This is a genomic window from Microbacterium aurantiacum, assembly GCF_031625015.1.
Taxonomy (GTDB): domain Bacteria; phylum Actinomycetota; class Actinomycetes; order Actinomycetales; family Microbacteriaceae; genus Microbacterium; species Microbacterium aurantiacum.
On record NZ_JAHWXH010000001.1, the window covers coordinates 1,466,171 to 1,489,345 of the forward strand.

General features: G+C 70.1%; 23 protein-coding genes. 16 read left to right on the top strand and 7 right to left on the bottom strand.

What is annotated here, in order from left to right; translation table 11 throughout:
• Positions 1-120 precede the first annotated feature (120 nt).
• From betT to KZC50_RS06815, 5 genes are all read left to right on the top strand, one after another.
• Positions 121-2,190: a choline BCCT transporter BetT gene (betT, locus tag KZC50_RS06795; RefSeq protein WP_310891126.1), complete on the top strand. Its 2,070-nt coding sequence runs from the start codon at positions 121-123 to the stop codon at positions 2,188-2,190.
• A 59-nt stretch (positions 2,191-2,249) separates the two neighbouring features.
• Positions 2,250-3,722, top strand: coding sequence for an aldehyde dehydrogenase family protein (locus KZC50_RS06800; protein ID WP_310891128.1), 1,473 nt, complete (start codon positions 2,250-2,252; stop codon positions 3,720-3,722).
• A 15-nt stretch (positions 3,723-3,737) separates the two neighbouring features.
• On the top strand, positions 3,738-5,294 hold the full coding sequence (locus KZC50_RS06805; RefSeq protein ID WP_310891129.1) for a GMC family oxidoreductase: 1,557 nt from the start codon (positions 3,738-3,740) through the stop codon (positions 5,292-5,294).
• Between the two features lie 17 nt (positions 5,295-5,311).
• Positions 5,312-5,539 (top strand): RNA-binding S4 domain-containing protein, encoded by a 228-nt coding sequence (locus tag KZC50_RS06810; RefSeq protein ID WP_236967280.1) that lies wholly within the window; start codon positions 5,312-5,314, stop codon positions 5,537-5,539.
• Between the two features lie 111 nt (positions 5,540-5,650).
• Positions 5,651-6,361 (top strand): GNAT family N-acetyltransferase, encoded by a 711-nt coding sequence (locus tag KZC50_RS06815; protein ID WP_310891130.1) that lies wholly within the window; start codon positions 5,651-5,653, stop codon positions 6,359-6,361.
• A gap of 13 nt (positions 6,362-6,374) precedes the next feature.
• On the opposite strand, the gene KZC50_RS06820 is transcribed toward KZC50_RS06815, so the two are convergent.
• The 4 genes from KZC50_RS06820 to KZC50_RS06835 form a co-directional block, all read right to left on the bottom strand.
• A complete protein-coding gene (locus tag KZC50_RS06820) occupies positions 6,375-6,788 on the bottom strand; it encodes a VOC family protein (protein WP_310891131.1) in 414 nt (137 codons plus the stop codon).
• A gap of 87 nt (positions 6,789-6,875) precedes the next feature.
• Positions 6,876-7,409 (bottom strand): DNA-3-methyladenine glycosylase family protein, encoded by a 534-nt coding sequence (locus KZC50_RS06825; RefSeq protein ID WP_310891545.1) that lies wholly within the window; start codon positions 7,407-7,409, stop codon positions 6,876-6,878.
• Positions 7,410-7,422: 13 nt separating this feature from the next.
• Entirely contained in the window at positions 7,423-7,581 is a 159-nt protein-coding gene (locus tag KZC50_RS06830) for a hypothetical protein (RefSeq protein ID WP_310891132.1), read from the bottom strand.
• A gap of 49 nt (positions 7,582-7,630) precedes the next feature.
• Positions 7,631-8,308 carry an HD domain-containing protein gene (locus tag KZC50_RS06835; protein WP_310891133.1) on the bottom strand — a complete coding sequence of 226 codons (678 nt, stop codon included), beginning with the start codon at positions 8,306-8,308 and terminating at the stop codon, positions 7,631-7,633.
• Positions 8,309-8,394: 86 nt separating this feature from the next.
• Between KZC50_RS06835 and KZC50_RS06840 the strand changes: the two genes are divergently transcribed.
• From KZC50_RS06840 to KZC50_RS06885, 10 genes are all read left to right on the top strand, one after another.
• Complete coding sequence (locus KZC50_RS06840; RefSeq protein WP_236967285.1) at positions 8,395-9,246, top strand: IclR family transcriptional regulator; 852 nt, start codon at positions 8,395-8,397, stop codon at positions 9,244-9,246.
• Between the two features lie 54 nt (positions 9,247-9,300).
• The gene (locus KZC50_RS06845; protein WP_310891134.1) at positions 9,301-10,623 is read left to right on the top strand and encodes a cytochrome P450; all 1,323 of its coding nucleotides are present in this window, start codon (positions 9,301-9,303) and stop codon (positions 10,621-10,623) included.
• 1 nt (position 10,624) lies between these two features.
• Positions 10,625-11,713, top strand: coding sequence for a PEP/pyruvate-binding domain-containing protein (locus KZC50_RS06850; RefSeq protein WP_310891135.1), 1,089 nt, complete (start codon positions 10,625-10,627; stop codon positions 11,711-11,713).
• Positions 11,714-11,799: 86 nt separating this feature from the next.
• Positions 11,800-13,638 (top strand): PEP-utilizing enzyme, encoded by a 1,839-nt coding sequence (locus KZC50_RS06855; RefSeq protein ID WP_310891136.1) that lies wholly within the window; start codon positions 11,800-11,802, stop codon positions 13,636-13,638.
• Positions 13,639-13,647: 9 nt separating this feature from the next.
• A complete protein-coding gene (locus KZC50_RS06860) occupies positions 13,648-14,433 on the top strand; it encodes an SDR family NAD(P)-dependent oxidoreductase (RefSeq protein ID WP_310891137.1) in 786 nt (261 codons plus the stop codon).
• A gap of 18 nt (positions 14,434-14,451) precedes the next feature.
• Positions 14,452-14,772 carry a 2Fe-2S iron-sulfur cluster-binding protein gene (locus KZC50_RS06865; RefSeq protein ID WP_310891138.1) on the top strand — a complete coding sequence of 107 codons (321 nt, stop codon included), beginning with the start codon at positions 14,452-14,454 and terminating at the stop codon, positions 14,770-14,772.
• On the top strand, positions 14,772-16,058 hold the full coding sequence (locus tag KZC50_RS06870; RefSeq protein WP_310891139.1) for an NAD(P)/FAD-dependent oxidoreductase: 1,287 nt from the start codon (positions 14,772-14,774) through the stop codon (positions 16,056-16,058). The genes KZC50_RS06865 and KZC50_RS06870 overlap by 1 nt, the downstream gene beginning before the upstream one ends.
• A 9-nt stretch (positions 16,059-16,067) precedes the next feature.
• Positions 16,068-16,712 carry an HD domain-containing protein gene (locus tag KZC50_RS06875; protein WP_310891140.1) on the top strand — a complete coding sequence of 215 codons (645 nt, stop codon included), beginning with the start codon at positions 16,068-16,070 and terminating at the stop codon, positions 16,710-16,712.
• Entirely contained in the window at positions 16,709-18,229 is a 1,521-nt protein-coding gene (locus KZC50_RS06880; protein WP_310891141.1) for an aldehyde dehydrogenase family protein, read from the top strand. The genes KZC50_RS06875 and KZC50_RS06880 overlap by 4 nt, the downstream gene beginning before the upstream one ends.
• 60 nt (positions 18,230-18,289) lie before the next feature.
• A complete protein-coding gene (locus KZC50_RS06885; protein WP_310891142.1) occupies positions 18,290-19,174 on the top strand; it encodes an SMP-30/gluconolactonase/LRE family protein in 885 nt (294 codons plus the stop codon).
• Positions 19,175-19,211: 37 nt separating this feature from the next.
• Here KZC50_RS06885 and KZC50_RS06890 read toward each other — a convergent pair whose 3' ends face one another.
• Both KZC50_RS06890 and KZC50_RS06895 read right to left on the bottom strand, forming a co-directional pair.
• Positions 19,212-20,426: an NAD(P)/FAD-dependent oxidoreductase gene (locus KZC50_RS06890; RefSeq protein WP_310891143.1), complete on the bottom strand. Its 1,215-nt coding sequence runs from the start codon at positions 20,424-20,426 to the stop codon at positions 19,212-19,214.
• Positions 20,423-20,671 carry a hypothetical protein gene (locus KZC50_RS06895; protein ID WP_053548979.1) on the bottom strand — a complete coding sequence of 83 codons (249 nt, stop codon included), beginning with the start codon at positions 20,669-20,671 and terminating at the stop codon, positions 20,423-20,425. The genes KZC50_RS06890 and KZC50_RS06895 overlap by 4 nt, the downstream gene beginning before the upstream one ends.
• A gap of 206 nt (positions 20,672-20,877) precedes the next feature.
• Here KZC50_RS06895 and KZC50_RS06900 point away from each other — a divergent pair, with 206 nt between their 5' ends.
• A complete protein-coding gene (locus tag KZC50_RS06900; RefSeq protein WP_310891144.1) occupies positions 20,878-22,218 on the top strand; it encodes an HNH endonuclease in 1,341 nt (446 codons plus the stop codon).
• A 34-nt stretch (positions 22,219-22,252) separates the two neighbouring features.
• On the opposite strand, the gene KZC50_RS06905 is transcribed toward KZC50_RS06900, so the two are convergent.
• Positions 22,253-23,158, bottom strand: coding sequence for a zinc-ribbon domain-containing protein (locus KZC50_RS06905; RefSeq protein ID WP_310891145.1), 906 nt, complete (start codon positions 23,156-23,158; stop codon positions 22,253-22,255).
• Positions 23,159-23,175 lie beyond the last annotated feature (17 nt).

Sequence of the window (23,175 nt, forward strand, 5' to 3'; positions counted from 1 at the left end):
ACGGTGTGGCTGCCCCTTTTCACAGACGCGTGCGATCCGTCAACACCCTCCGCTTTCGACCGCAGCGCGCCATAGTGAGCTGTCGAACACGGCCTCAACGACCTCGCCCGGGGAGGAACCATGACCGAGCAGATGACCGCGCGCAGCGCATCGACCGTCAGACCGAACTGGCCCGTCCTGATCGGGTCCTCCGTGCTCATCGTCGGCATCGCGGTGTGGGCGATCATCCTTCCGGATCAGGCCGGGGGCGTCATCGGCTCGGCCGTCGGGTGGGTGGCCACCAACCTCGGCTGGTACTACATCCTCACGGCCACGCTCGTCCTCGGTTTCGTGATCTATCTCGCGCTGTCCCCCATGGGGAAGACGAAGCTCGGACCGGACCACTCGAAGCCGCAGTTCCGGCTGTTCACCTGGATGTCGATGCTCTTCGCCGCGGGCATCGGCATCGACCTCCTCTTCTTCTCCGTCGCCGAGCCGGTCGCGCAGTACTACGAACCGCCCACCGGCGCCTCTGAGAACATCGAGGCCGCGCGGCAGGCGGTCGTCTGGACGCTGTTCCACTACGGGCCCGTCGGCTGGGCGATGTACGCCCTCATGGGCGGCGCCTTCGCGTACTTCGCCTACCGCCGCAACCTGCCGCTCAGCATCCGTTCGCTGTTGACGCCGATCCTCGGCAACCGTCTGCGCGGGTGGGCGGGTCACACGGTCGACATCGCCGCCGTCCTCGGCACGGTGTTCGGCATCGCGACCTCGCTCGGTATCGGCGTGGTGCAGCTCAACTACGGCCTCTACCTCCTCTTCGGCATCCCGCAGGGGGTGGCGGCGCAGGTCGGACTCATCGTCCTTGCCGTCGTCATGGCGACGATCTCCACTGTCTCCGGTGTCGAGAAGGGCATCCGACGGCTGTCGGAGCTGAACGTGATCCTGGCGATCCTCCTGCTGTTCTTCCTCGCGATCACCGGGAACACCCGGCGGCTCCTCGACGGCATCGTGATGAACGTCGGCGACTTCGTCTCCACGTTCCCGAGCATGGTGATGAACACCTTCGCGTGGGTGCAGCCGGACAGCTGGATGAGCGCGTGGACCCTGTTCTTCTGGGCGTGGTGGATCGCGTGGGCGCCGTTCGTCGGCCTGTTCCTGGCGCGGATCTCGCGAGGGCGCACGCTCCGTCAATTCATCACCGGCGTCCTCGTCGTCCCGTTCGTCTTCATCGCGGTGTTCATCTCCGTGCTCGGAAACTCCGCGCTCGAGCTGATCGTCGGCGGCGACGATGCCTTCGGACAGACGGCGCTCGCCTCGCCCGAGCAGGGCTTCTACGACCTGCTCGCGGCCTACCCGGCGGCTCCGCTGGTGATCGCGCTGGCCACGCTGACGGGCCTGCTGTTCTACGTCACCTCCGCAGACTCCGGCGCGCTCGTGCTGGCGAACTTCACCTCGATCATCGAGGATCCGCGCGAAGACGGCGGCAGCCGGATGCGGGTCTACTGGGCGGTCGTCACGGGCGTGCTGACGATGTCGATGCTGCTCATCGGCGGCATCCCGACCCTGCAGAACGCGACGCTCATCGTCGGTGTGCCGTTCTCGATCGTGCTGTACCTCGTGATGATCTCGCTCTTCCGGGCGCTGCGGACCGAGCAGCATCAGGCGGAGGGGTTCCGGGCGACGGTGACCGCGCGGATCGCGACGGTCGAGACGCCGTGGCGGCGACGCCTGCGTCGTGTGGCAGAGTTCCCCGATCGTGACAAGGCCCTGCAGTACCTCGAGAAGACGGTGGAACCGGCGCTCCGGGACGTCGAGACCGAACTCGCCGCGGTCGGTGTGGACGTGTCGTGCGTGCGCTCCGATGTCCCCGATGCCGACCTGCCGACGGTCGTGCTGTCCGCCCGTTTCCCTGACCACGCCGACTTCGTCTACCAGGTCTACCCGGTCGTCGAAGAGCTGCCGACCTACGCGCGCCGCGCGCCCCGTCGGAGCGATCTCTACTACCGGCTCGAGGTGTTCACCGCGACCGGTTCCCGCGGCTACGACGTCTACGGCTACACCACCGAGCAGCTGATCGCCGACGCCGTCGCGCACTACGAATCCCACATGGAATTCCTGCGCGTCGCCCCCGACGGCCAGGACGCCTCCATCGTCGAGGACGCCCCCGTCCCGGACTGGCAGTCCGACTTCCCCACCCACCAGAGCTGACCCGCCTGTTCAACGCCCCACACAGCAGTCAGAGCAAGCCCGAGCAGAAGGAGCCCCCCATGCCCGAAACACTGTTCATCGACGGACGCTGGGTGTCCGCCGCAGCCGGCGGAACCCGCGAGATCCATTGCCCGGCCGACGGGACCCTCGTCGCGGTGGTCGACGAGGCGGACGAGACGGACACCGTTCGCGCGATCGCCGCGGCCCGCGCCGCCTTCGACCGCGGGGAGTGGGCGGACACGCCCATGCCCGAGCGCGGTGCGTTCCTGCTCCGCGTGGCTGAAACGCTTCGCGAGCGCAAAGAGGAGTTCGCCGAGGCCGAGTCGCGTGACACCGGCAAGCGCATCGTCGAGTCGCGCATCGACATGGACGACATCGCCGCGTGCTTCGAGTACTACGGGCGCCTGGCGGGGAACGAGGCGGGCCGTGTCGTCGACGCCGGCTCCGCCGACGTGCTGAGCCGCGTCGTCTACGAACCGGTCGGTGTCTGCGCCCTCATCACGCCGTGGAACTACCCGCTCCTGCAGGCGGCATGGAAGATCGCGCCGTCGCTCGCCGCCGGAAACTCCATCGTGCTCAAGCCCGCGGAGTTGACCCCGCACACCGCCATCCTCATGATGCGGGTGCTGGAGGACGCCGGCCTGCCGCGCGGCGTCGCGAACCTCATCCTCGGCTCCGGCGCGTCGGCGGGCGGACCGCTCTCCACCCACGACGACGTCGACATGGTCTCCTTCACCGGAGGGCTCGTGACGGGCCGGATCATCGCCGCGAACGCCGCGGCCACCGTGAAGAAGGTCGCTCTGGAGCTCGGCGGCAAGAATCCGAACGTCATCTTCGCGGATGCCGACTTCGACGCAGCCGTCGACAACGCGCTGAATGCCGCGTTCGTGCATTCGGGGCAGGTGTGCTCGGCGGGAGCGCGACTCATCGTCGAGGCATCCATCGCCGAGCGCTTCGTCGACGAACTCGTCCGGCGCGCCGAGGGCATCCGTCTCGGCGGACCGTTCGACGACGCGGCGGAGACCGGTCCGCTCATCTCGGCTGCGCACCGCGACAAGGTGACCGCCTACGTCGAGAAGGGCGTCGAGGAGGGCGCGCGCGTGCGGTGCGGTGGTCGCTGGGGCGACGGCGACCTCGCCGACGGCTTCTACTACCTCCCCACGGTCCTCGACCGGGTCACGCGGGGGATGTCGGTCGTCCGCGACGAGGCCTTCGGCCCGGTCGTGACGGTGGAGACCTTCGAGACCGAGGACGAGGCCGTCGCGACGGCGAACGACACCGTCTACGGTCTCGCCGGTGCTGTCTGGTCGCAGGATGCCGGCCGGGTGCAGCGCATCGCCGGGCGCCTCCGCCACGGCACGATCTGGATCAACGACTACCACCCCTACCTGCCGCAGGCGGAGTGGGGCGGATTCAAGCAGTCCGGCTTCGGACGCGAGCTCGGCCCCACGGGCCTCGCCGAGTACCAGGAAGCCAAGCACATCTACCAGAACCTCCGTCCGGCCGTCACCGGCTGGTTCGCGAACCGCTGACGAAAGGATCCCGTCATGGAGACCACGCACACCTTCGATTACGTCGTCGTCGGCGGCGGCTCTGCCGGCGCCGCCGTCGCGGCCCGCCTGAGCGAAGACCCGACCGTGACGGTCGGACTGCTCGAGGCCGGTCCGACGGATGTCGACACGGATGTCGTCCTCACGCTCTCGCGGTGGATGGAGCTGCTCGAGTCCGGCTACGACTGGGACTACCCCGTCGAGCCGCAGGAGAACGGCAACTCCTTCATGCGTCACGCCCGCGCCAAGGTGCTGGGCGGATGCTCGTCGCACAACTCGTGCATCGCGTTCTGGGCGCCGCGCGAGGACCTCGACGAGTGGGCGCAGAAGCACGGCGCCGAGGGCTGGGACGCCGACAGCACCTTCCCCCTCTTCCAGCGCCTCGAGACCAACGAGGACGACGGCGACCACCACGGCCACGACGGACCGGTGCACCTGATGACCGCCCCCTCGACCGACCCGTCGGGTGCGGCCCTCCTCGCCGCGTGCGAGCAGGCGGGCATCCCGAACGTCCGGTTCAACACCGGGGAGACAGTGGTCAACGGGGCCGGGGTCTTCCAGGTGAACCGTCAGCCCGACGGCACGCGCGCGTCGTCGTCGGTGTCGTACCTGCACCCGATCCTCGATCGGGAGAACCTCACGATCCTCACTGATGCGCACGTGCGGGAGCTGGAATTCGACGGCGACCGCTGCGTCGGCGTGCAATACGTCGACAACGCCTTCGGCCGCCCGAACCGTATCGCCGCCACGCGTGAGGTTATCGTCTCGGCCGGGGCGATCAACACCCCGCAGCTCCTGATGCTCTCGGGCATCGGCCCGCGCGAGCATCTCGAAGAGCACGGCATCGAGGTGCGGGTGGACGCGCCCGGCGTCGGCGCGAACCTGCAGGACCACCCCGAGGGGGTCGTGCAGTGGGAGGCGAAGAAGCCGATGCCGCGCGAGTCGGTGCAGTGGTGGGAGATCGGTGTCTTCACCCCGACCGAGGAGGGCCTCGATCGCCCCGACCTGATGATGCACTACGGCTCGGTCCCGTTCGACATGCACACCTACCGTGCGGGATACCCGACCGCGGAGGAGGTGTTCTGCCTCACGCCGAACGTCACCCACGCCCGGTCGCGCGGGACGGTGCGGCTGCGTTCGCGCGACTACCGCGACAAGCCGGTGGTCGACCCGCGGTACTTCACCGACCCCGACGGACACGATATGCGCGTCATGATCGCCGGTATCCGAAAGGCGCGCGAGATCGTCGCCCAGCCGGCGATGGCGGAGTGGGTCGAGCGCGAGCTCGCTCCGGGAGCGGATGCCGTCACCGACGAGCAGCTCGCCGACTATATCCGACGCACGCACAACACCGTCTACCACCCGGTGGGGACGGCGCGAATGGGCGCGATCGACGACGCGATGTCGCCGGTCGATCCGCAGCTGCGGGTGAAGGGCGTGACCGGCCTCCGGGTCGCCGACGCCTCGGTGATGCCGGAGATCACGACGGTGAACCCCAACATCACCGTGATGATGATCGGCGAGAAGTGCGCCGACCTCATCCGCGGCGCGTGACCGGTTAGCATTCCCGCATGACGACCCCGACACCGATCACCGACGTCTCGATCGGCGGAGACGGCATCCGCCTCGGTCAGTTCCTCAAGTTCGCGGGCCTGCTCGACTCGGGCGGCGACGTGAAAGAGGCGATCATCGACGGTTACGTCACCGTCAACGGTGAGATCGATCGTCGCCGGGGCCGGCAGTTGCAGCTCGGCGACGTCGTGGAGTTCGAGGCTCGCCGCGTCCGCGTCTGCGCCTGAGGGGTCACGTCGACCCGGTGCACGTTCCCGCCTTCACCGTCGTGGCGGCGGGAACATCGTGCGTCACCGCCGGGTTGTGCTCGCGGGACCACGACCCGCGAAGGACCACGCATGAGCACCATCTCCCTGACGCACCGGGATGTCGACCTCCTCGACAACCCGAGCTGGCACGCGTTGACCGGCCCGCACGCCCCGTTCGCGATCGGCGACGATCTCGTCCGCCGCTATCCGCCTGAGGTGGCACCCTTCGTCGCGGTGCGGAGCTGGGACGACCCACGCGTGTGGGACGCGCTGGCAGAACTCGTCGGACCGGATGCCGAGGTCGGCCTGTCCGGCACCGACGACCCGCCGCCCCCGGGGTGGGAGATCCTCGGTCACGGCGCGGGCGTGCAGATGGTGGAGACGGACGTTCTGGCGACGCGGCCCTTCGAGGAGGCGATCGAGCTCGGAGCGGATGATGTCCCCGAGATGCTCGCCCTCGTCGAGCGCAACCAGCCCGGACCCTTCCGCCCGCGCACGCACGAGCTCGGCCGCTACATCGGCATCCGTCGGGAGGGGACGCTGATCGCGATGGCCGGCGAGCGCCTGCACCCCGAGGGGTGGACCGAGATCAGCGCCGTCGCGACGGATCCCGAGTACCGCGGGCAGGGGCTCGCGTCCCGTCTCGTGCTCGACGTGGCGTTCCACATCCGTCAGCGCGGCGACCGCGCGCTCCTCCACGCGGCCGCGTCGAATACGGGCGCGATCGCCGTCTACGAGCGGCTCGGCTTCGTTCTGCGTCGCCACACCACGTTCTCGGCAGTCCGCACGCCCGCGATCTGAGCCGGAACCGCGCTCAGTCCTCCCGGTCGTCGTCCTCGAGCTCGTCGTCCTCGTAGACGGCGAGGACGTTGCCGGCCGGGTCGCGGAACCACGCGATGTCGGGTCCGCGGTCCGTGGCCCGGACGATCCCGCGGCTGTCCGAGGGGAACTCGTCGTCGCCGTAGATCTTCGTGACGACTCCTCGCGCGTTGAGGTCGTCGACGGCGGCGTCGATGTCGCGGACCGGAAAGTTCAGGATCGTGTAGCTCGCGGGTGTGTGGTTCGGCTTGGCGTACACGAGCATGTCGGCACCCGAGTCCAGATGGAGCTCGAGAAAGCCCATGACGTTGTCCGAGACGTCGAGGCCGAGCACGTCGCCGTAGAAGTGACGCGCCGCCTCGATGTCATCGACGGAGAACCCCGCGAACGCGCGGTCGGTGGTGAACATGACTCCTCCTTCGAGCGGGCGAGTGTCGGAGATCAGCATCCTCCTGCCGGGATGCCGAGTCCACCCCTTCGTCTCGCGTGCCGGCGCTCAGCGGTCGCGGATGGGCTGATCGGGGGCGCGGGGTGCCTGCCGCGGCGGGCGGGATCCGCTCGCGAAAGCCAGGCGGATCACGCGGTAGCGGTGCGGCCGGTACGGCTCCAGGAGCGCGAGCATGCGGGCGTCGTCGCCGCGCGATTCGCGTGCCAGCATCCACGAGACCATCGAGGGGATGCCGGAGTCCGCCGTGATGACGGTGTCGGCGTCGCCCCACGTGGCGGTGGCGAGGCAGCTGAGGGTCCACGGGCCGATCCCGCGCACCGCCCCGAGCGCCCCCTCGACCCGCGCACGATCCGCGAGGGCCTCCGCGGACAGCCGGGACATCGTCCGCGCCGTCGCGATGAGCACCTCGGCGCGACGCCGCTCGAGACCGAACCGGTGGAGCGCGTCGTAGGGGAGGCGGGCGAGGGCGTCGGGTTCCGGTGGTGCGGGCAGGGCGCTCCCCGGAACGGGCGTCCCGAGCGAAGACACGAGCTGCCGCCACGACTGCGCCGCGCTCTCGCGGGTCACGCGCTGCTGGACGATGAAGAAGGCGAGGTCATGCCACGGCGATCGTTCCCGGACCCTCCGGGGTGAGGGTCGACCGCACGAAGCGGCCCGAGGCGAGACGGGCCGTGGGATCGCCCGGGAGCATCGCGAGCGGGGCGAGCACGAGCCCGAGGTCCACCTCCCCGGTCTCGAGCGACGTCTCTCGCATACGCGGAACTGTAGACCGGCGGCGCGCCTGACCGGTCATCGAGTCCGCGTCAGTCCAGCCCTCGACGTTCGGGGATCAGGTCGATCGAGGCGATCGCGGAGAGGACGCGGGCCATCGCGCGCGCAGGCTCGGTGAAGAGCGCGTCGTGGACGCGGGCGGTCGTCAGCCGCATCGCTTCGTCGGGGGTGAGCCCGAACCAGTCGCTGACGATCCGGTTCCCGTGCGGAGTGACCCGCCACAGTTTGTCGGCGTCTTTCACCACGGCGTCCGACGCGCTCTCCGCAGTGAGTCGGGAATCGTGCCCGTCGATGATCGCGACCACGCTCCCGATGATGTCGGAGTCTCGCCCGAGCGCGGTCAGGACCTCCGTCGCGATCCGCGCTCCCTCGACCTCGTGCTGACGTACGAGGTCCGGCCGGCCGCCGCCGGGGGCGATCGCTTCGAGAATCAGCGCGTCCGGCACCGTCGACCACCCGGTGTCGTGCAGGAGGATCGCCGGCAGCACCACCTCGGGTTCGGCATCCGGGACGAGCGGAAGCAGCGCCCGTGCGATCCCGTACGCGTAAAGGGTGTGGCTGTCGTTGTTGCGGACAGCGAGGTGCGGCGCTGCGAGCGCCCAGACCTCGGCGTCCGCGTCGCGCAGTGCGACGACGCCGGGTACGTCGGATGCCGGAGGGATGTGCGCGCGGATGTCGCGGCCCAGGCGTGTCGAGGTCGGCGAGCTCATGGCGACACCCTCGCAGGCGCTCGCCGCGTAAGACAACTACGCTTCCACTCATCGGAAGCGACGCGGCTTCCGGCGGAGGAGGCGTCATGGCCGGCGGAGTGAGCACTCCGGGAGAAACGGTGGCAGGCAGGACTCTGGCGATCCTGGCGGTGTTCGAGAAGAGCCTCGCGCCCCGAAGCCTGACGGAGATCAGCGAGGAGACCGGGATTCCGCTGAGCACGACCCATCGCCTCCTCGCCGAACTCGAGGCGTGGGGCGCGCTGCAGCGCGATGACAACGGGCGCTACCAGATCGGCCTGCGCCTGTGGGAGCTGGGCCAGCACGCGGGCCGGCAGGTCCGCGACATCGCCCGACCTCTCCTGCAGGACCTGTACAGCCTGACGCAGGAGACCGTGCACATCGCCGTGCGCGAGCACACCGATGCGCTCTACATCGACCGGGTCTACGGCACTCGGCGTGTGCCGCAGGCCTCGCGGGTGGGTGGGCGTCTGCCGTTGCACGCGACGGCGGTCGGGAAGGTGCTCCTCGCGCACGAGGAATCATGGGTGCGCGAGGCCGTCCTCGCGCAGCCGCTGGAGAGCCGGACGCCGAAGACCCACGTCGACCCGGATGCGCTCCGGATCGAGCTGGATGTCATCCGAGCGCGCGGCTACGCGCTGACCGTCGATGAGGTGCGGCTCGGGTCCGCATCGATCGCGGTGCCCGTCTTCCAGTACGACGGCAGCATCGGGGCCGCGCTCGGGCTCGTGACCTCCGCTGAGACCGCCGCCGGTCTCGAGCGGCATCTCCCGGCGCTCCGGGGTATCGCCCATCGCATCCAGAACAGTGTCGGGCCGTTCCCGCTCCGGACTCTCGTGCCGTCCCGCTCGTCGCGCTCCGCGGAAGTCGCTTCCGCTCAGCGGAAGGACGCTATCGCGCCCGACACCCGCGGACGTTGAATGTCACTGCCGCGTCCGACGTGGCGCCCCAGCCCGGACAACGAAGGAGTCGTCATGGTGGCCCAACCCACCGATCTGCATGATGCAGACACTCAGGATGCCGCCGCCGCAGCTGCCTGCCCGGTGGACCACACCGCCTTCACGGGTGCCGGCACCGGCGACTCCGCGCACCACGGGTACGAGCCGTTCGACATGACCGATCCGTTCCCCGCCTACGAGCGCCTCCGCAGCGAGGAGCCCGTGATGTACGACGAGCGCATCGGCTACTGGGTCGTGACGCGCTGGGCCGATGTCCGCGCGGTCTTCGACGACTGGGAGACGTTCTCGAGTGAGAACGCGCAGGCGCCCGTCCGCGAACGCGGCGCCGAGGCGACCCGCATCATGAAGGAGGGCGGGTTCACGGCGTACTCCGGTCTCTCGGCACGCATCCCCCCGGACCACACCCGCATCCGCGCGATCGCCCAGCGCGCCTTCACGCCGCGGCGCTTCAAGGCTCTCGAGCCGACGATCCGCGAGAACACGCGCGCCGCGCTGCAGCGCATGCTCGAGAGCCCGGATCGGCAGGGTGACGTCCTTCATGACATCGCCTTCGACATCCCCACGATCACGATCCTCACGCTGCTCGGTGTCGACCCGGCGATGGTGCCGACCTACAAGCGGTGGTCGGACTCGCGCGGAGCGATGACGTGGGGCGACCTCAGCGACGAGCAGCAGGTTCCGCACGCGCACAACCTCGTCGAGTACTGGCAGGAGTGCCAGCGCCTCGTCGTCGAGGCCCACCAGCGCGGCGGCGACAGCCTCATCGCCGATCTCGTCGAAGCGCAGGGCGCGGGCGCAGAGATCACCGATCACGAGATCGCCTCGCTCTGCTACAGCCTTCTGTTCGCGGGCCACGAGACCACGACGACACTGATCGCGAACTCGATCCGCGTCCTCCTGTCGCATCGCGAGGCGTGGGAGGCGATCGTCGCCGATCCGTCCCGCATCCCGTCGGCGATCGACGAGGTGCTCCGCTACAGCGGCTCGATCGTGGCGTGGCGCCGCAAGGCCCTCCGCGATGCCGAGATCGGGGGAGTGAAGATCCCCGAGGGCGCCGGCATCCTGCTCGTGATGGGGTCGGCCAACCGCGACGAGGAGGTGTTCGCGCACCCCGAGGTGTTCGACATCGCCCGCACCGACGCGCGCAACCACATGTCGTTCGGCTACGGCATCCACTACTGCCTCGGCAACATGCTTGCCAAGCTCCAAGACCGCATCGTCCTGGAGGAGACCGCGGCGGCCGTGCCGAGCCTGCGCCTGACCGGCGAGCCGATCGCCTTCGGCGAAAACCTCTCCTTCCGCGCACCCACTTCCGTCCCCGTCACCTGGGAGGCCTGAGATGTCCGACGCCACGCCCTCTGCCCGCCTGTTCATCCGATTCTTCGAGGAGACCGGTCCCGCGCCGATCGAGCTCCTCGGCGGCAAGTGCGCCTCGCTCGTCGCGCTCACCACTGCGGGGATGCCGGTCCCTCCCGGTTTCGCGATCACGACCGACGCCTACACCGCCTTCATCGAGCACTCCGGGATCGCCGATGACATCCACGCCCTCCTCGGGTCGATCGACCCCGATGACGTCGCGTCCATCGACCGGGTGTCGGCGCAGATCCGAGAAGAGATCCTGAAGCGACCCGTCCCGCAGGAGATCCACGACGAGTTCTCCGAGGCGTACGCCGCGCTGCAGTCGCGCTTCGCGAGCGAGACGCCGGTCGCCGTGCGTTCGTCAGCGACCGCCGAGGATCTGCCCGATGCGAGTTTCGCCGGGCAGCAGGACACCTACCTCTGGCTCACCGGCCGCGACGACGTCGCCGAGCACGTCCGCCGCTGCTGGGCATCGCTGTACACCTCCCGCGCCATCGTCTACCGGCTGCGCGCCGGCATCCCGAACGAGGGACTGTCGATGGCCGTCGCCGTGCAGAAGATGGTCGACGCCAAGGCCGCCGGTGTCGCGATGACCGTGGACCCCTCGAACGGCGATCGCTCCACGATCGTGATCGATGCGGCCTGGGGCTTGGGAGAGCTCGTCGTGTCGGGGCTGGTGACCCCCGACAACCTGCACGTCGACAAGGTCATGCTGACGGTGTCGGCCGAGCACATCGGCGACAAGCACGTCGAGCTGGTTCCGGATGCCGATGCCCGCGGCATCCGCGAGCGTGAGGTCGAGCCCGAGCGTCGCACGATGCGATGCCTGACCGACGCCGAGGTGACGGCGGTCGCGGCGATGGCCAAGCGTGCGGAGAAGCACTTCGGCTCGCCGCAGGACATCGAATGGGCGATCGACCGGGGCCTCCCCGAGGGCGAGAACCTGCTCCTCCTGCAGTCGCGGCCCGAAACGGTCTGGGCGTCGAAGACGAGCGAGACGGCACCGACGACCTCCGGGTTCGGTATCGCCAGCATCACCCAGTCGCTCATGGCCCAGATCGGCCGCTGACGTCGCGTCGTCCGTTTCGACGCCCTCCTCTTCCCACCCGAAACCTCCCCGAGCACACACCCGAACGCACGCTGAAAGGACCCGACATGTCACAGGCGACCGCTGTCATCGCCCCCGCGAAGAACGCCTTCCCGAGCCCGTATGAGCAGCCGGCCCCGGCCGGCGCCGAGGGATGGAGGGATCTCTACGCCTACAACCTCGTCTTCCAGGAGAACCGGCGCGAGGCCGAGGAGGCGAAGTTCTGGTTCTGCGACAGCCAGCACTGGCCCACCGTGACCAAGCCCTTCGAGACGATCGGCTTCGAGTTCGCCGTCGGATGTCTCGGTCAGTACAACTCGCGTCAGCTCCTCATCCCGACGGCGAACGGCATCGAGTACCGCATCCACAACGGCTACGTCTTCATGTCCCCGGTCGCGGTCGACCCCGCGGACATCGAGGCCCGTGTGCCGCAGTTCATGGAGCGCGCCGGCCACTACTTCCAGAACTGGGAGAGCCTGCTGGCGAACTGGCACACCAAGCTCAAGGCCACGATCGACGAGCTCGAGTCGATCGAGTTCACGGCGCTCCCCGACGCGATCGCCCTCGAGGACGTGCTCGCGGGGAAGGGCACCGGCCCCGCGACCGAGCTCCTCGCCGACTATGACCGCCTCATCGCGCTGGCCTACCGCGCGTGGCAGTACCACTTCGAGTTCCTGAACCTCGGGTACGTGGCCTACCTCGACCTGTTCATGTTCTGCAAGCAGGTCTTCCCGCGCATCCCCGACCAGGCGATCGCGACGATGGTGCAGGGCGTCGACATGGAGCTGTTCCGCCCCGACGACGAGCTGAAGAACCTCGCGAAGATCGCGGTGCGCGACGGACTCGTGTCCCACTTCGCAGACACATCGGATGCGGCCGTCCTGCTCGCCGCGATCGCCGCCGACCCCGCCGGCGGCGCCTGGACGCAAGCGTGGCAGGGCGCGCAGGATCCGTGGTTCAACTTCACGACCGGCAACGGCTTCTACGCGCACGACGAGTACTGGCGCGATGTTCCCGAGACCCCGCTCGCGTTCATCAAGGGCTACATCGAGCGACTGCAGAACGGCGCCGACATCGACCGGCACGTCGACGAGCTCGTCGCCGAGCGCGACCGCATCACAGGCGAGTACGCCGAGCTGCTGGACGGCGACGCGCTCGACACGTTCCGCGGCAAGCTGGGCTTGGCCCGCACGGTCTACCCGTACGTCGAGAACCACAACTTCCACATCGAGCATTGGACGATGGGCGTGTTCTGGCGGAAGGCCCGGCAGCTGTCGGCCGTGCTGCACGCGCAGGGCTTCTGGCCGCGGGCGAACGACATGTTCTACCTCCGTCGCGACGAGGTGCGCGAGGCGCTGTTCGACTACGTGAACGCGTGGATGGTCGGCGCACCTGCGATCGGACCGGACTACTGGCCCGACGAGGTCGAGCGCCGCCGCGGGATCGTGGACGCGCTGTCGACCGCCCGTCCGCAGCCGGCACTGAACACCCCGCCCGCCGTGATCACCGAGCCCTTCACCCTCATGCTCTGGGGCATCACCGACGACCAGATCCAGAACTGGCTCGGCAAGGGCGACGTGCCCGAGGGGACCCTCAAGGGCATGGCGGCATCTCCCGGCATCGCCGAGGGCCTCGCCCGCGTGATCTCCAGCGCCGATCAGCTCTCCGACGTGCAGGACGGCGAGATCCTCGTCGCTCCCGTGACGGCGCCCAGCTGGGGACCGATCTTCGGCAAGATCCGGGCGACCGTCACCGATATCGGCGGCATGATGAGCCACGCCGCGATCGTCTGTCGCGAATACGGGATGCCGGCGGTCACGGGCACCGGAACCGCGTCGACCGAGATCCGCACCGGGCAGATGCTGCGCGTCGACGGCAATTCCGGCACCGTCACCGTCCTGGACTGAGGCGCGACGATGACCGATACCACGACATCGCCGGGCGGCGCGCCTGCGCGCACGGCGCCGCGCACCGTGATCGTCACGGGCGCGGCGGGAGGGCTTGGCCGCGCGTTCGCCGAGGCCTTCGCGCGCCGAGGCGATGTCGTGGTGATCGCCGACATCGACGGAGCCGGCGCGGAGCGCGCGGCCGCCGAGCTCTCCGCCGACGGACTCGCGGTCGTCGGGACGCGCGTGGACGTGACGGATGCCGACTCGTCGGCCTCGCTCGCGGCCCTGGCCGCGGCATCCGGTCCCGGAGGGATCGACGTCGTCGTCAACAACGCGGCGATCTATGCGACCCTCACCCGGTCGGCTTTCGAAGACATCGACGAGGGCGAGTGGGACCGGGTGATGGCCGTGAACCTCAAGGGTCCGTGGCAGGTCGCGCGGGCGTGCTCGCCGCACCTCAACGAGGACGGCCGCATCGTGAACGTGTCCTCCGCCACGGTCATGAGCGGGTCCGCCCAGTGGGCCCACTACGTCGCCTCGAAGGCCGGCGTCATCGGCCTCACCCGCGTGCTCGCGAAAGAGCTGGGCGCGCGGGGGATCACCGTCAACGCGGTGGCCCCGGGCTTCACGCTCACCGAGGCGAGCCACGCGCTCATCGAGGATGCCGGCTCCTACGGCATCGAGCGTGGGGCGATCAAGCGGCCGATCCAGCCCGACGACATCGTCGGCGCGGTCCTCTTCCTCGCCGGCCCCGACGCCGCGTTCGTCACGGGACAGACGCTCGTCGTCGACGGCGGCCGGCAGTTCATCTAGACCTTCCAAGGAGCAGCAATGAGCACAGTCGTCTACACCGCCGACGACGGCAGCGTCACGACGATCGAGGGGCGCCCCGGTGACTCCGTCATGGAGACGGCGGTGCGCAACGGCGTCCCCGGCATCGTCGGCGAATGCGGCGGGAGCCTGTCGTGCGCCACGTGCCACGTCTTCGTCGCGCCCGAGACCCTGGACCTCGTCGGAGGCCCCGGCGATCTGGAGGACGAGATGCTCGACGGCACCGCGGTGGATCGCCGCGACAACTCGCGGCTGTCGTGCCAGGTCACGCTCGCCGACGGGTGCGAGTACCACGTCACGACTCCGAGCGGGCAGCTCTGATGGAGACCACGCTCATCGTCGGCGCGTGCCAGGCGGGCGTGCAGCTCGCCGCCACGCTGCGCGATCTCGGCGACACCGACCCGATCATCATGATCGGTGAGGAGGCTCACCGCCCGTACCAGCGCCCGCCGCTGTCGAAGGGCTGGCTCAAGGGCGAGCTCGAGCCTGACGACGTCGTCCTGCGCACCCGGCAGTGGTTCGCCGACCGCGAGATCGCGCTGATCGCGGGGGACCGGGTCGTCACGATCCATCGGGAGTCGAACGGCACCGGGATCGCCCAGACGCTCGGCGGCCGGCAGATCGCGTTCACCCGCCTGGCCCTCACGACCGGTGCCGCCGTGCGGCGCCTCGCCCTTCCGGGCACCGATTACCGGGGCGTGCACTACCTGCGGGACGCGGATGACGCGATCGCGCTCGGCCCGGCGCTCGCCGAGCCCGGTGCCGAGCGCGTCGTCGTGATCGGCGGGGGCTTCATCGGGCTCGAGGCGGCATCGGCCGCCCGTCAGCTCGGCAAGCACGTGACGATCGTCGAGGGGACCGGTCGACTAATCGGTCGTGCCGTCGCCGAGCCGACGAGCGACTTCTACCTCGCCGCCCACCGCCGCCGCGGGACCGAGGTGCTCCTCGGCGCGCGACTCGCGCGCATCCTCGGGGAGGACGCCTCCGCCGCAGGTCGCCGTGGTTCGGTCACCGGGGTCGAACTCGAGGACGGACGTGTGATCCCCGCCGACCTCGTCGTGATCGGGATCGGGGTGCTTCCGCGCGTCGAGCTCGCGGTGCAGCTCGGACTCGAGGTCGCCGGCGGCGTCGTCGTCGACGAGGCGTGCCGCACCTCGGACGGGCGCACCGTCGCGGCCGGCGACTGCGCGATCATGCCGAACCCGTACCCCGCCGGGGTCGGCGGCATGGTCCGCATCGAAAGTGTCAACAACGCGCTCGAGCAGGCGAAGGTCGCCGCGGCCACCCTGCTCGGACGCGATGCCGCGTATGTGAGCGTGCCGTGGTTCTGGTCCGATCAGGCCGACCTCAAGCTGCAGATCGCCGGCCTCTCCACGGGCTACGACGACGTCGTGGTCCGTGGGGATCCGGATGCCGAGAAGTTCGCCGTCCTGTACTACCGCGACGGGCGTCTGATCGCCGCCGACTGCGTCAACCAGCCCGCCGAGTTCCTCGCGATCAAACAGGCGCTCGCCAAGGGCAAGACCATCCCCCCGCTCGCCGCCGTCGACACCGGCGTGCCGCTCAAGCAATCCGTCGTCGACGCCCCCGTGGCGCTCGCATCCTGAGGTGAGACCATGACCGTCCAGACCACGCATCCCGTCGACATCTCGCCGATCCACGCCGACGAGCGGGACCGCGACCTCGATCCCATCTGGCGCGCGATCGTCGCGGAGTCCCGCACGCGCGCGAACGACATCCATCTGCCGATCTCGTTCGCGTTCGCCGAGCGGCTGTGCGACGCGTACCCGGATGCCGACGCCCTCGTCGTCCGCGTCGCGATCCTCCTGCACGACACCGGGTGGGCCCGGGTCGACGAGTCGCGCATCCTGAGCGAGGGATTCACCGGCGACTGGCGGAAGGCCGACGTGCGGTACGAGCACGAGCGACACGGGTGCGACATCGCGCGCGAGGTGCTTCCTCCCCTCGGCTACGACGAGGGGTTCGTGACGCGCGTGACCGACATCATCGACGGGCACGACACCCGACCCGAGTCGCATTCGCTCGAAGACAGCCTCGTCCGCGATGCGGATCGCCTGTGGCGGTTCACCCCCGCGGGCATCGCGCTCGCGTCGGGCTGGTTCGGCCTGACCCCGGCGGAGTACTGCCGGCGCCTCCGCTCGGAGATCGTGCCGGAGCTCCTCACCGAGGCCGCCGTGCAGATGGCCGAGGCCGAGCTCGCGCGCTCCGAGGTGCTGCTCAAGACGGAGCAGCTGTCGTGAGCACGGTGGTGGATGTCGAAGGCGCCGTCGGCGCGATGCGGGAACGGCACCGCGCCGCGGCGGCCGACGTCCCGTACACCGACGTCCGCACCCTTCGGATCGGCAGAGACGAGGTCACGTCGACCGGCCCCGCTTCACCCGTGATCGATCCGGCGACAGGGGAGCAGTGGGGGTCGGTGCCCGAGGCGACCGCCGACGAAGTGGATTCCGCCGTCCGCGCCGCACGCGCGGCCTTTCCTGCGTGGGCGGCGCTCGCGCCGACCGCCCGCGCCGACGCGCTTCGGCGCATGGCGGACGCGATCGAGCGCCGGGCCGAGCCCCTCGCGCTCACCAACACGCTCGAGAACGGCTCGCCGATCGCCGAGACCTCCGGTGCGGCCGGGAATGCGGCATCCATTTTGCGGGTGTTCGCGGGGATGGCCGGGTTCCTCGAAGAACCCGACATCCGACCCTTCCCCGGCGGGGCCAACGAGACCCTCGTGGCGCGTGACCCGATCGGAGTGTGCGCGCTCATCGCACCATGGAACTTTCCGATCAACCTCGTCGTGATCAAGCTCGCGCCCGCGCTTCTCGCCGGGTGCGCTGTGGTGATCAAGCCCGCGTCGCCCACGCCGCTGTCGGTGCGCTTCCTGCTGGAAGCCGCCGACGAGGCCGGCATCCCGCCCGGCGTGATCAATCTCGTGACCGGGGGTGCCGCGACCGGCGACGCGCTCGTGCGGCATCCCGACGTCGACAAGGTGGCCTTCACCGGGTCGACGCCCGTGGGCCGGAAGATCGCCGCCGCGTGCGGCGAGCTGCTGCGCCCGGTCACGCTCGAGCTCGGCGGCAAGTCGGCGGCGATCGTGCTGCCGGATGCCGACCTCGACGCGATGTCGGCGGTGCTGCTGCGCAGCTGCATCCGCAACACGGGCCAGACCTGTTACATCTCGACGCGCCTCATCGCGACGCCCGAGCGCTACGACGACCTCGTCGAGATGGTGACCGGGGTCGTGGGCGGGGCGGTGCTCGGCGATCCGCTCGACCCCGCGACGGTGTTCGGCCCGGTCGCGACCGCCGCGCAGCGCGACGGCGTGCGGTCGCTCATCCGCGCGGGCGTCGCCGAGGGTGCGCGCGTCACGGTCGGCGGCGACGTTGCGCCGCCGTTGCCGGGCGGCTCGTTCGTCGCGCCGACGGTGTTCGCGGACGTGCGACCCGACATGCGCATCGCGCAGGAGGAGATCTTCGGACCGGTCGTGACGATCCTGCGCGCCGGCGACGTCGACGACGCGGTCGCGGTCGCCAACAGCACGCGGTTCGGGCTCGGCGGCATCGTGTTCGGCGCCGACGAGGAGGCCGCGCTGCGGGTCGCGCGGCGCGTGGACACCGGGTCGATCGGCATCAACTTCTTCGCCTCGAACCATCACGCGCCGTTCGGCGGCCGACACGACTCCGGGCTCGGGCTCGAGTACGGCATCGAGGGACTCTCGGCCTACCTGACTCCGCAGTCGGTGCACCGTCGGCGTCGGCCGCTCGCGTAGGGTGTGGAGCCCGGCCGGGAACGACCTCGGCTCCGAACGAACGCTCCGGGGTGGTCGACGTTGGGTGGCTCTGAGTCCGAACAGCAGGACGGGCGGTGGATCGGCGACGACGCCGTCTTCCACGGCGAGGGGGCGTTCTGGGATGGGGCGACCGAGACGCTCCGACACGTCGACATGCTCGCCGGCGACCTCATCACGATCGCGGACGCGGAGCGCGCGGCATCCGTGGTCCGGACGCCTGTCTCCGACGTCCTCGCCCTCATCCGGCGCCGTCGGCAGGGCGGTTTCATCGTCGCGGTGGAGCGCGGATTCGCCCTGATCGACGACCACCTCCGTGTTGAACATGAGATTCCCGTGTTCGATGACCCCGGGGTGCGGATGAACGAGGGCGCGTGCGACGCTACGGGGCGCCTGTTCTGCGGATCCATGGCCTACGACGCGCGGGAGGGCGGCGGGCGGCTGTACCGGCTCGACCCCGACCTCAGCGTCCACGTCGCGCTCGAGGGCGTCTCGATTCCGAACGGTCTGGTGTGGACGGATGCCGGTCGCACCGCGCTGCACGCCGACACGCTCGCCGGCGAGGTCCGCGCCTACGACTACGACCCCAGTAACGGCAGGTTCGGGGCGTCCCGCGTCTTCGTCCGCATCGACGAGGAGTCCGGCGCGCCGGACGGTATGGCGCTGGATGCCGAGGGTGGGTTGTGGGTGGCTCTGTGGGGCGGAGGCGCCGTTCACCGTTACGACGTGCGCGGGCGCCTCGATCGGGTCGTGCCGGTGCCCGTGACGAACCCGACTTCCTGTGCCTTCGGCGGCGACGGCGGTGACACGCTGTTCGTCACGACCTCCCGCCAGGGGATTGACGACGGCGAGGAACCGTTCGCCGGTCGCGTCCTCACGATTCGCGCGGGCGTGCGGGGCGCTCCCGTGCACGCGTTCGCGGGCTGACCGCGGTTCGCGGAGGACGGCGCGCGCGCTCGCGCGATCAGACGCGGCCCGTGAGGATCAGGTTCCAGTAGACCCAGGGGAGGATGTGCCGGTCGGCGATCCATGACAGCCGGCTCTCGCGGTACATCCCGCGGAAGAACGGGATCGTGGGCTTCTGCGCACCGTGGTCGTCGAACTCCGCCCACACGACACTCGATCGCGACACCGTGAACGGGCACACGCCGTAGCCGTCGTAGCGAGCGGATGCCTGACGGCCCGCGAGGACGGCGGCGACGTTCTCCGCGACCGCCCAGGTCTGCTTGCGCAGGGCGCCGCCGCACTTGGAGTTCGAGCTCGCCGCTGCGTCGCCGATCGCCCAGATGTCGGGGAAGCGCGGATGCCGGAGCGTCTCGGGGTCGACCTCGACGAAGCCGCCGTCGTCGCCCTCCGCCGGCAGCGCGGAGGCTTTCAGCCAGTCGGGAGCGGACTGCGGAGGCTCGACGTTGAGGACGTCGAAGGCGAGCTCCTCGCGACCACCGGGGCCCTCGAGGGTCACCGTCTGCGTTTCGCCGTCGACCGCGGCGAGCGTGGTCGAGGTGCGCAGCTCGATGCCGTACTCGGCGATCTTGCGCTCGAGCTCGGCGTCGAAGGGGGCGAGGAAGACCGAGCGCGTCGGCACGACGAGGACCACGCGGATGGCGTCGAGCACACCGCGGGCGCGCCAGTAATCGCAGGCCTGGTACATCGGCTTCTGGCCGGCGCCGGCGCACGACGCGGGTCCATCGGGCTGGACGAAGACCACCGTGCCGGAGGTGACGTCGCGCAGGAGACGGGAGGTCTTCTTCGCGAGGTCGAAGCGGTAGTGCGACGACACCGCGGGGGTGTCGAGGGCGGCGGTGAGACCGGGGATGCGATCCCAGTCCAGCTGGATGCCGGGGGAGACGATGAGCTGGTCGTACTCCACGCGCGTGCCGTCGCTGAGGCTCACGGCGTGGTCCTCGGGGTGGACCTCGGCGACGGCATCCCGGATCCAGCGGACGCCCGGAGGAATGACGGAGCGCTGCGACCGCACCGTCTCGCTGGCGCGCGCGGTGCCGCCGGCGACATGGGAGAACAGGGGCTTGTAGTGGTGGGCCCCGCGCGGCTCGACGATCGCGATGTCGGTCACCCCGCGTCGTCGCAGACGCGCGGCGACGGACACGCCGCCGTTGCCGCCGCCGATCACCACCACGCGATGGCGGATCGGCGTGACGGGGGCGACCGCGTCGCTCACGACGTGGGTTCCGAGTCGGAGAACTCGCCGTCGGCGATCGCGTCGGCGTATTTGCGGATGTCCGGGCCGGGCTCGTAATCGATGAAGCGATCCTTCAGCAGGCCGTTCAGCTCGGCGAAAGCATCGTCCGACGACAGCCCGGGCTTCTCGGCGACGGCCTGAACGGCCTCCTGCAGGACGCGATCGGCGTCGTCGAGGATCTTCTTGCGAGCGGGCTCGTTCCAGGTGACGTCTGAGATGTCCATGGGCACACGCTAGGGCGGCGCACCTGAGGGGAGCGGGGGCTTGCGTCCGCGCGCGGGAGGGCGCATGATGCCAGGCCCGTCGGCAGGGAGATATCCGACCCTACTCGCGCCGCGGATGCGACCACATCCTGTGTTGACATATCTATCGACGAGCGGATGGCTAGATGTATCGCTCGAATGTCGTAGGTGTGTTCTAGTGTTCGGGTATGGATGGTTCAGGCCTCGAGGGCATCGCGGAAGCGATGGGGGCGGTGGTCGCGGCGGGTGGGGGCCGGCCGGTGGGTGCGTTGTCGCCGGGGGAGTTGCTGGGCCTGGTGGAGGCGCTCGGGGCGTTGAAGCGTCATGTGGATGCGGGGCTCGCGCCGGTGGCCGCGGAGGTCGCCCGGCAGTCCCGTCGGGAGCTGGGGTCGGATTCCCTGGCGCGGAAGGCGGGGTTCTCCTCCGCCCCGGCGCTGGTGGCTACCACGGTCGGAACCACGGTGGGGGAGGCGGTGCGGTGGATCCAGGTCGGGGAAGCGACCGCACCCCGCATCGCCCTGACCGGGGAGGAGCTTCCCGCGTCGCATCCGCATGTGGCCCGCGCGGTTGCGGACGGTGTCCTCGGGATGACGGGGGCGGCGGCGATCACCGCCCTGTTGGATCGTGTCGCCGTCCGGGTGGATCCGGAACGGTTGGTGCGGGCGGAGGAGGAGCTGGTGGGGTTGGTGCCGGGTCTTCGCCCGGATCAGGTCGCGAAGCTCCTCGCGCGTGCGGAAGCGCACCTGGACCCCGACGGTGTCGCCCCCCGCCACGAGGACTGTGTCGCCCACCGGTCGTTCACCCTCCAGGAACGCGACGGGATGCTGCACCTCACGGGGAAGCTGGATGCCGAAACCGGGGCACCGGTGAAAGCGGCGATCGAAGCGATCGTGGGTGGGGTGCTGCGCCGCAACGAACACGCCGACACGGACGGCGGAGAACGAGACCCCCGGTCCGTGAAACAGATCCAAGCGGACGCCCTGGCGGACCTGTGTCGTCACGCGATCGGATGCACCGAGGTCCCCACCGGTCCGCAGGCCACCATCGTGGTCAGGGTCGATCTCGCCGACCTCGAAGCCGGCACCGGGATGGCCACCATCGACGGGCTCACCGCCCCGATCCCCGCCGGGGCCGCCCGGCGTCTCGCCGCCGACGCGCAGGTGATCCCCTGTGTCCTCGGCGGTGACAGCGAGATCCTGGACTGGGGACGAACGAAACGCCTGTTCACGAATGCGCAGAAGCTTGCGCTGGTCGAACGGGACGGGGGATGCGTGTCCTGCGGGGCACCCCCGGCGTGGTGCCACGTCCACCACGTCAACTGGTGGAAACGCGACACCGGCACCACCGACCTGGGCAACGGGGTGCTGCTGTGCACCGGCTGCCATCACCGCCTCCACGCCGACGGATGGGACATCCACATCGACGGAACCGGCATCCACGCCAGCGTGTGGCTGATCCCGCCACCCTGGATCGACCCCCACCGCACCCCACGCCCCACCGGCACCCGCAGATACACCCTCACCGCCTGACGCGCGGCAGGGGCGGCTGAGCGCGCCTCGGACGTCAGGCCAGGTACGCGTCGACCAGCAACGGTCCACGGATGCCGCGGAGTGTGTCGATCAGCCGCGTCAGCGTCACCCGGTTCCACGACGAGACCTGCAGGTCGTGGGGCCCGAGGAGGTCGAGCTTCCCGGTGCGGATGCGCACGACCTCCCACTTCGCCGCGCGGAGCGCCCGGTCCTTCCGGCGGTCGGCATCGGCGCGCCTGCCGACGTGCTCGAGTCCATGCCGACCGGTGCTGTCGTACTCGATCGCGACCCGCAGCTCGGTGAGCACGATGTCGGGCCACACCTCGACGTGGTCGAAGAACGGCCGGGCAACCCGCACCGCGTTCAGTCCGGGAGTCAGGGCCAGCGCGCCGAAGAGATCGGCTCGCAGCTGCGCTTCGATCGCGGACGCCGGACGGGGTGCGCACGCGGACACGAAGGGTGTGCCCACGGGCAGCGTCGGGGTTTTCGCGCAGATTCGCTGCGGCGCCTTCGGCTTCCGTGCTCGGAGCACGGCGCGCTGTGCTGTGGCATCCGGCGCGCCGCGGACCCCCGCAACGCCGGGCGAACCCGAACTCGGCACCGTCACCGTCGCCCGCATCGGCAGCGCCGGCGCGGGCCGTGCACCCCGCGTGCACTCCGGGCACCACGCCGACCGCCGCCGCTCGCGGCCCGGACGGTGGCGCTGCTCATCGGGCGTCGCGGCGAACGCGTGGCCCGCCTCGCACTGCCACAGCAGGAGCACGTCCGCCGCCGGCGGCACCTGACTCAGGACGATGCCCGCGTTGAGCTCGGGGTGGTACTGGCGGATCAGCGCAGGGAAAGCGGCCCAGGCCTCGCGATAGGTGCCCACCGGATACGGCACCTCGGCACCCTTGGAGAACTGCCGGCGCGCCCACCACAGCTCGACCCGCTCCGCCATGGAGGAAGAGTAGGACC

Bases quoted from the DNA above. Each gene is read 5' to 3' on its own strand.
- betT (WP_310891126.1), top strand. From the start codon at position 121: ATGACCGAGCAGATGACCGCGCGCAGCGCATCGACCGTCAGACCGAAC.
- KZC50_RS06800 (WP_310891128.1), top strand. From the start codon at position 2,250: ATGCCCGAAACACTGTTCATCGACGGACGCTGGGTGTCCGCCGCAGCC.
- KZC50_RS06805 (WP_310891129.1), top strand. From the start codon at position 3,738: ATGGAGACCACGCACACCTTCGATTACGTCGTCGTCGGCGGCGGCTCT.
- KZC50_RS06810 (WP_236967280.1), top strand. From the start codon at position 5,312: ATGACGACCCCGACACCGATCACCGACGTCTCGATCGGCGGAGACGGC.
- KZC50_RS06815 (WP_310891130.1), top strand. From the start codon at position 5,651: ATGAGCACCATCTCCCTGACGCACCGGGATGTCGACCTCCTCGACAAC.
- KZC50_RS06820 (WP_310891131.1), bottom strand. From the start codon at position 6,788: ATGTTCACCACCGACCGCGCGTTCGCGGGGTTCTCCGTCGATGACATC.
- KZC50_RS06830 (WP_310891132.1), bottom strand. From the start codon at position 7,581: ATGCGAGAGACGTCGCTCGAGACCGGGGAGGTGGACCTCGGGCTCGTG.
- KZC50_RS06835 (WP_310891133.1), bottom strand. From the start codon at position 8,308: ATGAGCTCGCCGACCTCGACACGCCTGGGCCGCGACATCCGCGCGCAC.
- KZC50_RS06840 (WP_236967285.1), top strand. From the start codon at position 8,395: ATGGCCGGCGGAGTGAGCACTCCGGGAGAAACGGTGGCAGGCAGGACT.
- KZC50_RS06845 (WP_310891134.1), top strand. From the start codon at position 9,301: ATGGTGGCCCAACCCACCGATCTGCATGATGCAGACACTCAGGATGCC.
- KZC50_RS06850 (WP_310891135.1), top strand. From the start codon at position 10,625: ATGTCCGACGCCACGCCCTCTGCCCGCCTGTTCATCCGATTCTTCGAG.
- KZC50_RS06855 (WP_310891136.1), top strand. From the start codon at position 11,800: ATGTCACAGGCGACCGCTGTCATCGCCCCCGCGAAGAACGCCTTCCCG.
- KZC50_RS06860 (WP_310891137.1), top strand. From the start codon at position 13,648: ATGACCGATACCACGACATCGCCGGGCGGCGCGCCTGCGCGCACGGCG.
- KZC50_RS06865 (WP_310891138.1), top strand. From the start codon at position 14,452: ATGAGCACAGTCGTCTACACCGCCGACGACGGCAGCGTCACGACGATC.
- KZC50_RS06870 (WP_310891139.1), top strand. From the start codon at position 14,772: ATGGAGACCACGCTCATCGTCGGCGCGTGCCAGGCGGGCGTGCAGCTC.
- KZC50_RS06875 (WP_310891140.1), top strand. From the start codon at position 16,068: ATGACCGTCCAGACCACGCATCCCGTCGACATCTCGCCGATCCACGCC.
- KZC50_RS06895 (WP_053548979.1), bottom strand. From the start codon at position 20,671: ATGGACATCTCAGACGTCACCTGGAACGAGCCCGCTCGCAAGAAGATC.
- KZC50_RS06900 (WP_310891144.1), top strand. From the start codon at position 20,878: ATGGATGGTTCAGGCCTCGAGGGCATCGCGGAAGCGATGGGGGCGGTG.
- KZC50_RS06905 (WP_310891145.1), bottom strand. From the start codon at position 23,158: ATGGCGGAGCGGGTCGAGCTGTGGTGGGCGCGCCGGCAGTTCTCCAAG.